This window comes from Sphaerotilus sp. (assembly GCF_041083715.1).
Classification (GTDB): domain Bacteria; phylum Pseudomonadota; class Gammaproteobacteria; order Burkholderiales; family Burkholderiaceae_C; genus Sphaerotilus.
Genome location: NZ_JBFPGY010000193.1, coordinates 1 through 9,252, shown reverse-complemented (window position 1 = coordinate 9,252; position 9,252 = coordinate 1). Strand labels below are relative to the sequence as shown.

General features: G+C 63.5%; 6 protein-coding genes. 2 read left to right on the top strand and 4 right to left on the bottom strand.

Annotated elements, in window-relative coordinates:
* Positions 1-132: 132 nt before the first annotated feature.
* From AB3X43_RS08590 to AB3X43_RS08575, 4 genes are all read right to left on the bottom strand, one after another.
* Positions 133-1,500 carry a TIGR03013 family XrtA/PEP-CTERM system glycosyltransferase gene (locus AB3X43_RS08590; RefSeq protein ID WP_369429428.1) on the bottom strand — a complete coding sequence of 456 codons (1,368 nt, stop codon included), beginning with the start codon at positions 1,498-1,500 and terminating at the stop codon, positions 133-135.
* Positions 1,501-1,867: 367 nt separating this feature from the next.
* Positions 1,868-2,599, bottom strand: a complete 732-nt coding sequence (ubiE, locus tag AB3X43_RS08585; RefSeq protein ID WP_369429427.1) for a bifunctional demethylmenaquinone methyltransferase/2-methoxy-6-polyprenyl-1,4-benzoquinol methylase UbiE — start codon at positions 2,597-2,599, stop codon at positions 1,868-1,870.
* Between the two features lie 2 nt (positions 2,600-2,601).
* Positions 2,602-3,009 (bottom strand): gamma-butyrobetaine hydroxylase family protein, encoded by a 408-nt coding sequence (locus AB3X43_RS08580; RefSeq protein ID WP_369429426.1) that lies wholly within the window; start codon positions 3,007-3,009, stop codon positions 2,602-2,604.
* Between the two features lie 173 nt (positions 3,010-3,182).
* Entirely contained in the window at positions 3,183-7,118 is a 3,936-nt protein-coding gene (locus tag AB3X43_RS08575; protein WP_473965091.1) for a DUF3683 domain-containing protein, read from the bottom strand.
* A gap of 197 nt (positions 7,119-7,315) precedes the next feature.
* Between AB3X43_RS08575 and ugpQ the strand changes: the two genes are divergently transcribed.
* A complete protein-coding gene (gene ugpQ, locus AB3X43_RS08570) occupies positions 7,316-8,134 on the top strand; it encodes a glycerophosphodiester phosphodiesterase (RefSeq protein WP_369429424.1) in 819 nt (272 codons plus the stop codon).
* A gap of 141 nt (positions 8,135-8,275) precedes the next feature.
* Positions 8,276-9,252, top strand: a 977-nt coding sequence (locus AB3X43_RS08565; RefSeq protein WP_369429423.1) for a Calx-beta domain-containing protein, incomplete at its 3' end; no start/stop codon positions are given.

Below are 9,252 nucleotides of genomic sequence, written 5' to 3'. Positions count from 1 at the left end.
TTCCTCTCAATGGTCTGCAAGCGCACCGCGTTGCAACAGTCCCGGATGGTACCGCGGGACAACGGCAATTCATTACAAATTTAATCTTGTGCGACACCGACGCGCAGACCGTGCCCGCAACTCAAAACCAGCTCAGTGCGCGCCTTCTCGGAACAGCACGACGCTGACGGTTTCGATCAGTACCTGCAAATCCAGCAACAGCGAGTTGTTCTTGACATAGTAAAGATCGAACTGGTGTTTTTTCCGGGCATCTTCCAGCGAAGCGCCATACGCATAGCGTACCTGAGCCCAACCGGTCAGACCGGGCTTGACGGTGTGACGAAGGTCATAGAACGGGATTTGCTCGCGCAATTGCGCCACGAATGAGGGGCGCTCAGGACGTGGCCCCACCATGCTCATCTCACCCTTGAGCACACTGAACAATTGAGGAAGTTCGTCGATTCGGGTCTTGCGGATGAATGCACCCACGCGGGTAATGCGTGAGTCGTTCTTCGACGCCCAGCGAGCGACACCGTCCTTCTCGGCATCGGTGCGCATGCTGCGGAACTTGATGCACATGAAGCCTTGGCCGCCGAGACCAACACGCTCCTGGCGATAGAGGATCGGACCCACGCTGTCCATCCGAATGGCCAGTGCCGTCAACAGCATGACCGGTGCACCAAGCAGCAGCAGCAGCGACGAGCTGACAATGTCGAAAACGCGCTTGGTGAACTCCCGGGCCCGGCCCTGGACAAAACCATCGCCGTATACCAGCCAACTGGCCTTCAGACTATCGACAGGCACTTCGGCCTTCGTGCGTTCGTAGAAATAGGCCAGATCCATGATCGGCACACCGCCGATACGACATTCCAGCAACTGATCCATCGGAACACCGCCGCCGCGCTGTTCACGCACCGCGACGATGATTTCGCTGATCTTGTGTTCACGCACCAGATCCACCATGCGCAAGCGCGTATCGAATATGTGGGCCGCACCCCGCAAGGCGCCCCGGTCCGTCTGCTCCGCAGTAGGAAAGAACCCGACCACGTCATAACCGGCCCAATGCCCCCCGGCACGCAGATCGGTACAAACCTGACGCGCATCCGGACCGGTCCCGACAATCAGCACCCGGCGCGTTCCGACCATTTGCCGAATACCCCAAGCCGCACCACGATAAATCGTAAGACCACCCATCAGGTAAATCAGAGAATATCCAACCAGACTGCTGGCATATCCATCGTAACGGACATACTTGATGGCCAAGTATGTAATATACCCACCGATCACGAATGCAAATCCGATGCGCAGAAACATCGGCACCAAGCCAAGATTGCGGTGGCGATAGAGTCCGACGAACGAGTACAGCAGGGCCATCACCAAGGCGAAGGAAAATGCCGAGAACAGGATGACGGGACTGATGACCTGCGTCAGGGGGTTGACCCCCGGCACGGGGTGCGCCAGCGTGGCGGCGGACAGCAGTGCCGCTATGAAACAGAGCACGCCGTCAGCGAACAACTCCACGAAGTGCGTTCCCGACGTACGGTGCTGAAAAACTCTGAACATCCTCTGGCCCCCTAGGCAAACAAGCGAGACGCCACCTCATGCACATCTCACATCACGAACCGTTTGGATCGACTTCTTGAATTCTCGCCTCAAGACCAAGAGGAGCAAGACCAAGGCAATCGTCGATCCCCCGATCAGGTGCCATCTCACCATGATTGTGTGACGTAATAACGGTCAAGTGAAGACTGATACCAACTCTTTAATAAAACACTGCATAAGCAGATGCCCATGATTCTGACAGCACCATCAAAATTTGATAAATATAGGAATACCGAAATCCGAAATGAAATAAACGCCGAGCCGCCCTATCGTGCACTTATCACATTCAGCATTTCAAGCCCACATGCAGTGCGACAACGCCCGCAGACAAGTTGTGCACATCCACATGTCCAAAGCCGGCGGACTTCATCATCGCCTTGAGTTCGGCCTGCGGCGGGTGCATGCGAATGGATTCAGCCAGATAGCGGTAGCTATCGGCATCGCCAGTCACAAGTTGACCCAGACGTGGCAACACGCTGAAGGAGTACCAGTCGTACACCTTGCCAAGCGGCGCCGCGACCTTCGAGAACTCCAGCACCAGCAGCTTGCCACCCGGCTTGAGCACGCGACACATCTCTGCCAGTGCCACGTCCTTGTGGGTCATGTTGCGCAGACCGAAAGCGACGCTGACGATGTCGAAATGCGCGGCCGGAAACGGCAACTTCTCCGCGTCGCAGATCACCGTCGGCAGCACCAGACCTTCATCCACCAGCCGGTCGCGCCCCGTGTGCAGCATGGCCTCGTTGATGTCGGTGTGCACGACACCACCAGTCGGACCCACCTTGCGTGCAAAGGCGCGGCTGAGGTCCCCGGTGCCGCCAGCGATGTCCAGCACCTGGTGTCCGTCGCGAACCCCTGACACAGCCAGCGCATAGGCCTTCCAGACCCGATGCAACCCCATGGACATGAGGTCGTTCATCACGTCGTAACGTGAAGCGACCGAATCGAACACGCCACGGACCATCCGGGCCTTCTGGCCCTCGTCGACGGTCTTGAAACCGAAATGGGTATCGCTCATGGTCAGTGGCTGCCGCAAGCACTGCCAGAAGCCAGCAGCATCGGAGCATCTCGCTCGACGCCTGCGGCACTCACCCGGGCAAGATAGTCCTGCCAGCAGGCGTCCTGGTTCACACCCAGGTCGTAGAGCATCTCCCAGGTGTAGAGCCCGGTGTTGTGGCCATCGTTGAACGAGGGCTGGATCGCGTAGTGCCCGACCGGCTCGATGTCGACGATCTCGACCAAGCGCTTGCCAGTCTGCAGCACCTCCTGCCCGGGACCATGCCCCCGCACTTCAGCCGACGGCGAATACACCCGCAGCAGTTCGTAGGGCAAGCGGAAGACGGCGCCGTCGTTGAAACCGATTTCCAGCACGCGGGACTGCTGGTGCAGGGTCAGCGCAGTCGGCTGGGGGGTGGATGGGCGCGACATGGGGAATCCTTGACTGGAACGGACACTCTTCATCGCCGACCGCGGTGCATTGCGGCACCGCAGCATCATGAATTGTCCGTCGATTTGTGTGAAATTATGACGTTATCGATGGATGAATCTCGTTCTATTTGATGAAGAGATACACCGATCGACACTTGGTGACCACGGCAACGTCAGACCAGCACCCGCTCGATGCCGCCCGCGTTGGCACGCTGCACGTAATCAGGCATCCAGTTCTCGCCAAGGATCTGCCGGGCCATCTCGACGACGATGTAATCCGCTTCGAGCAGGCCGCTCTTGAGGTCATCGCCATAGCGGGTCAGGCCCTGCAGGCAGCTCGGGCACGAGGTCAGGATCTTCAGGTCGCCCTGGTGCCCCGCCGCACGCAACTGCGCCTCACCCTTGAGGATCTCCTCTTCCTTGCGGAAACGGATCTGGGTCGAGATGTCCGGCCGGCTCACGCCCAGCGTGCCCGACTCGCCACAGCAGCGCTTGCTCTCGATGACGCCGTCGCCCAGCAAGGCCTTGACCGTCTTCATCGGGTCCTGGAGCTTCATCGGCGTGTGGCAGGGGTCGTGGTAGAGGAAACCGCCCTGCCCCTGCAGCGTGATGCCCTTTTCCAGCAGGTACTCGTGGATGTCGATGATCCGGCAGCCAGGGAAGATCTTGTCGAACTCGTAGCCCTGGAGCTGGTCGTAGCAGGTGCCGCACGAGACCACTACCGTCTTGATGTCGAGGTAGTTCAGCGTGTTGGCGACCCGGTGGAACAGCACCCGGTTGTCGGTGATGATCTTCTCGGCCTTGTCGAACTGGCCCGAGCCGCGCTGGGGATAGCCGCAGCACAGGTAGCCCGGCGGCAGCACCGTCTGCACGCCTGCGTGCCAGAGCATCGCCTGCGTGGCCAGCCCGACCTGCGAGAACAGCCGCTCCGAGCCGCAGCCCGGGAAATAGAACACCGCTTCCGTCTCGGCCGTCGTCGCCTTCGGGTTGCGGATGATCGGGACGTAGTCCTTGTCCTCGATGTCCAGCAGCGCCCGCGCCGTCTTCTTCGGCAGACCGCCCGGCAGCTTCTTGTTGATGAAGTGGATCACCTGTTCCTTGATCGGCGCGGTGCCGACCGAGGACGGTGGCGCCGACGTCTGCTTCTTCGCCACCGACTTGAACAGGTCGTGTGCAAGACGCTGCGCCTTCATGCCAACGCCGACCATCGCGCTGCGGGCGAGCTTGATCGTCTCGGGGTTGGTCGCGTTGAGCATCAGCATCGCCGCGGCGTTGCCCGGGCGGAAGCTCTTCTGGCCCATCTTGCGCAGCAGGTTGCGCATGTTCATCGACACGTCGCCGAAGTCGATCTTCACCGGGCAGGGGCTGAGGCACTTGTGGCAGACCGTGCAGTGGTCGGCCACGTCCTCGAACTCTTCCCAGTGCTTCAGACTGATGCCGCGACGGGTCTGCTCTTCATACAGGAAGGCCTCGATCAGCAGCGAGGTCGCCAGGATCTTGTTGCGCGGGCTGTAGAGCAGGTTGGCGCGCGGCACGTGCGTGGCGCACACCGGCTTGCACTTGCCGCAGCGCAGGCAGTCCTTGATCGACGCGGCGATGTCACCGATGTCGCTCTGCTGCATGATCAGCGATTCGTGCGTCATCAGCCCGAAGCTCGGCGTGTAGGCCTCGCTCAGGTCGGCCGAGCGGGTGTCGGCGCCGAGGTCCGTCTGGCGGTCCTTCTGGCGCAGCAGCTTGCCCTTGTTGAAGCGGCCTTCCGGATCGACCTTGGCCTTGTAGGTCGCGAAGTTCTTCAGCTCGTCGTCGGTGAGGAATTCGAGCTTGGTGATGCCGATGCCGTGCTCGCCCGAGATCACGCCGTCGAGACTGCGCGCCAGCACCATGATCCGCGCCACGGCTTCATGTGCCGTCTGCAGCATCTCGTAGTTGTCGCTGTTGACGGGAATGTTGGTGTGGACGTTGCCGTCACCCGCGTGCATGTGCAGCGCGACCCACACCCGTCCGCGCAGCACTTCCTTGTGGATGCGCTTGCACTCGTCGATCACCGGAATGAACGCACTGCCAGCGAAGATCTGCTGCTGGAACGGCTTGAGGAGCTGCGTCTTCCACGAGGCGCGCAGGCTGGCGTCCTGGACCTGGTCGAAGAAGCTGCGACCGAGGGCGCCGTCCACACCCGGCTGGACGGTGTCGAGGCCATCCTTCCACTGCTGCCACTGGGCACGCACCTCGCGGATGCGCGTGAGCGCCTGCTGCACGCGGTCGCCCAGCAGCTCGGCGCTCGGGATCTCGCTCGCATCGTCGGTCTTGCCCAGCGGCAGGCTGCCCGCCGTGAAGAACGCCTCCAGCCGATCCACCAGCGCAAGCTTGTTGCGCAGGCTGAGTTCGATGTTGATGCGCTCGATGCCCAGCGTGTATTCGCCCATGCGCTCCAGCGGAATCACCACGTCCTCGTTCACCTTGAACGCGTTGGTGTGCTTGGAGATGGCGGCGGTGCGCTTGCGGTCGAGCCAGAACTTCTTGCGGGCGTCGGCACTGATGGCCACGAAGCCCTCGCCCGAGCGGCCGTTGGCCAGGCGGATCACCTCGCTGGTCGCCCGCGCCACGGCATCCGGGTCGTCGCCGACGATGTCGCCGATCAGCACCATCTTCGGGAAACCGCCACGCTTGCTCTTGGTCGCGTAACCGACGGCCTTGAGGTAGCGATCGTCCAGATGCTCCAGCCCGGCCAGGATTGCGCCACCGGGCTTCTTCATCTCGTCGAACATGAAGTTCTTGATCTCGACGATCGAGGGCACGCACTGGATCGGATTGCCGAAGAACTCCAGGCAGACGGTGCGCACATGCGCCGGCATGCGGTGGACGACCCAGCGCGCCGACGTGATCAGGCCATCGCAGCCTTCCTTCTGGATACCGGGCAGGCCGGCGAGGAACTTGTCGGTGACGTCCTTGCCCAGGCCCTCCTTGCGGAAGGTGCGGCCCGGAATGTCGAGGCGCTCGGTGCGCTCCAGCGTCTTGCCGGTCGCATCGTAGTAGTTCAGCTCGAAGCTGGCGGTCTCGATGTCGTGGATCTTGCCCAGGTTGTGGTTCAGGCGAATCACTTCGAGCCACTTGGCCTCGGGCGTCACCATCTTCCACGAGGCCAGGTTGTCCAGCGCGGTGCCCCAGAGCACGGCCTTCTTGCCACCCGCGTTCATCGCGATGTTGCCGCCGATGCAGCTTGCCTCGGCCGACGTCGGATCCACCGCGAACACGAAGCCGCCACGCTCGGCGGCATCCGACACACGCTGTGTCACCACCCCTGCGCCCGTCCAGACGGTCGCCACCTGGTGCGCCACGCCCGGCAGGTCGACCAGCTCGACCTCGGTCATCTGTTCGAGCTTCTCGGTGTTGATCACCGCGCTCTTCCACGTCAGCGGCACGGCGCCGCCGGTGTAGCCGGTGCCACCGCCACGCGGAATGATGGTCAGGCCGAGTTCGACGCAGCCGGCCACCAGCGCGGCCATTTCCTCCTCGGTATCCGGAGTCAGCACGATGAACGGATACTCGACACGCCAGTCGGTGGCGTCCGTCACATGCGAGACGCGGCTCAGACCGTCGAACTTCAGGTTGTCCTTGCGCGTGTGGCGGCCCAGGATCTTCTTCGTGCGCTGGCGCAGGTCATAGACCATGCGAAAGCGCTCGCCGAAACGCTCGACCGCACCACGCGCCGATTTCAGCAATTCGCCGACCAGCACGTCACGGCCGGCATCGTTGCCAGGATCGCGGCGCTTCTCGACCTCGCCGAGGCGGTGGTGCAGCGCGTCGATCAGCAGCTGGCGCCGCTTCGGGTTGTCGATCAGGTCGTCTTCGAGATACGGATTGCGCTGCACGACCCAGATGTCGCCCAACACCTCGTAGAGCATGCGGGCGGAGCGGCCGGTGCGGCGCTCGCCGCGCAGGCGGTCGAGCAGTTCCCAGGCCCGGGCGCCCAGCAGACGGATCACGATTTCGCGGTCCGAGAACGAGGTGTAGTTGTACGGAATCTCGCGCAGGCGAGCTTCGGCGTGCGCCGGGTCCAGGAGGGTACCGGGCATTTGGAGGAGCGGATTCAGGGGAAGCGGTGCGTTCATGTGGCCGCGAAAGCAGCAGCGCGCGAGGCGCGCGCAGAGCCCGCCATGCTACCGCAGCAGCCATTTCAGCCGGCGTACAAGTGCTTTGGCCGGTTGACAAGTGTTGTTTGTACCAAACCGCTTCACCTGACACGGCGCAACGCCGCGGCGGCGCCGAATGCTGCAGACTGCAGACTTCGCCTGCACTGGAGTGCTCGATGAGTCCGAACCGTACCCTGCCGAACGACGTCGACGCAGAACCACCGATCCCGACCGTGGCCCTGGTCGCGCCCTGGCCCTACCCGACCTGGATCGCCCACCGCGGCGCAGGCCGGCTCGCGCCCGAGAACACGCTGGCCGCCTTTCGTGCCGGGGCTGCGCTGGGCTGGCGAGCCTTCGAGTGCGACGTCAAGCTGAGCGCGGATGGTGTGCCCTTCCTGCTGCACGACGACACGCTGGAGCGCACCACCGATGCCGCCGGCAGTGCGGGTGACCTGAACTGGGCCGATCTGGCGCGGCTGGATGCGGGTGGCTGGCACAGCCGCCTGTACGCCGGCGAGCCACCACCCAGCCTGGATGCCATCGCCGCGTTCTGCCTGCGCAATGGACACCTGCTCAATCTGGAACTCAAACCGGTGCCCGGTGACGAAGCGCGGACCGGGCAGATCGTCGCCCAGATCGTCCGGCAACGCTGGGGCGAGGCAGTGCGGGACGGGCTGAGCGTCTGGCCGCTGCTCAGCTCCTTCGAACCCCGCACACTGGCCGCTGCCCGCGAGGCGGTGCCGGAGCTGCCGCGCGCCCTGCTGCTCGACAAGCTGGCACCCGACTGCTTCGAGATCGCCGAGCGGCTGGACTGCGTGGCGGTGATTCTGGAGGAATCGCTGGTCCACGCGGACCTCGTCCGCACGCTGCACCACGACGGACTGCGCGTTCTGGCTTACACGGTCAACGACACCGAACGTGCCGATCTGCTGCTCGATCTTGGCTTGGACGGCCTGATCTCGGACGCAGTCGACACCTTCGTGCCAACCCCCTGACCAGAGGGAACCAGGCGCTGAATCCAGGGCTCAAGGCCGACGAGCCTGACGCCGATATCGACGACATCCGCGCTCCCCGTGCCGAGCAGGCACGGGCGACGCGCTCGCTCATCGGTTTCGCGTCTCGTCGAAAGGCTTTCCATGCCCGCCTCCAAGTCCGCCTCTGCATTGGCGTCCGCCCGCGCGTCTTCCGCCCGCAACGACACGGCACATCGCCATGAACAGTCGACGCTGAATGTGCAGTACGTGCCCGCACGCATGCCGGCAGGGGTGGTGACCGGACTGTGGGGCGGCGCCGTCAAGCGCCAGGACGATGGCAGCGGCACACCGCTCCAGCTGGGGGACGTCATCCACAAGGGCGACGTGCTGCTGACCGAGCAGCACGGCATCGTGCAGTTGACCGTCGAGGGAAAACACTTCGTCACCACAGGCGATCCCGATCTCGACCGACTGGTCACACGCCTTGACGACGGCGAACTCGATTTCGTCACCGGCGCGGGTGCGCAGGGTGGCGAAGGATCACTGCAGGCCGGCATCGTCGTGGACCGGGTGATCGAAGTGGTCTCGCCGCAGGAGTACCAGTACGCCTACGACCAGATCCACCATGCGGGCGACCCGTTCAACGGGGGCGGCACCAGCTTGCCCGACACCCCAGTCGTCGTGGACACCGGCATCGTCGTTCGTCTGGATGGACCCTCCAGCGTCGTCGAAGGACAGACCGCCTCCAACTACGTCGTCACACTGTCGCATGCGACCACAGTCGATGTGACCGTGACGCTGGCCTATGCCGGAGCTGCCACCGCCGGCAAGGACTACACCGCCGTCACCTCGGTCACAGTTCCGGCCGGGCACTCGTCGGCCACCTTCGACATCGCCACCATCGACGACGCGCTGGCCGAAGGTGCGGAGCCCTACACCGTCACGATCGCCAGCACCACTGCCGGCGAGACCGCGGCCGTCGGCATCGATCCGATCCACGCCAGCGTCACCACGACGATCACCGACGACGCCGGCCCCTTCGGCCCCGGCACCCCCGGCCCCGAGGACACCTGCCTCGTCTCCATCTCCGGCCCCGGCTCCGTCGTCGAGGGCCAGGTCGCCTCCGGCTACACCGTCTC

Excerpts from the sequence above, each read along its gene's own strand:
- AB3X43_RS08575 (WP_473965091.1), bottom strand. The coding sequence starts at position 7,118 with ATGAACGCACCGCTTCCCCTGAATCCGCTCCTCCAAATGCCCGGTACC.
- ugpQ (WP_369429424.1), top strand. The coding sequence starts at position 7,316 with ATGAGTCCGAACCGTACCCTGCCGAACGACGTCGACGCAGAACCACCG.
- AB3X43_RS08580 (WP_369429426.1), bottom strand. The coding sequence starts at position 3,009 with ATGTCGCGCCCATCCACCCCCCAGCCGACTGCGCTGACCCTGCACCAG.
- ubiE (WP_369429427.1), bottom strand. The coding sequence starts at position 2,599 with ATGAGCGATACCCATTTCGGTTTCAAGACCGTCGACGAGGGCCAGAAG.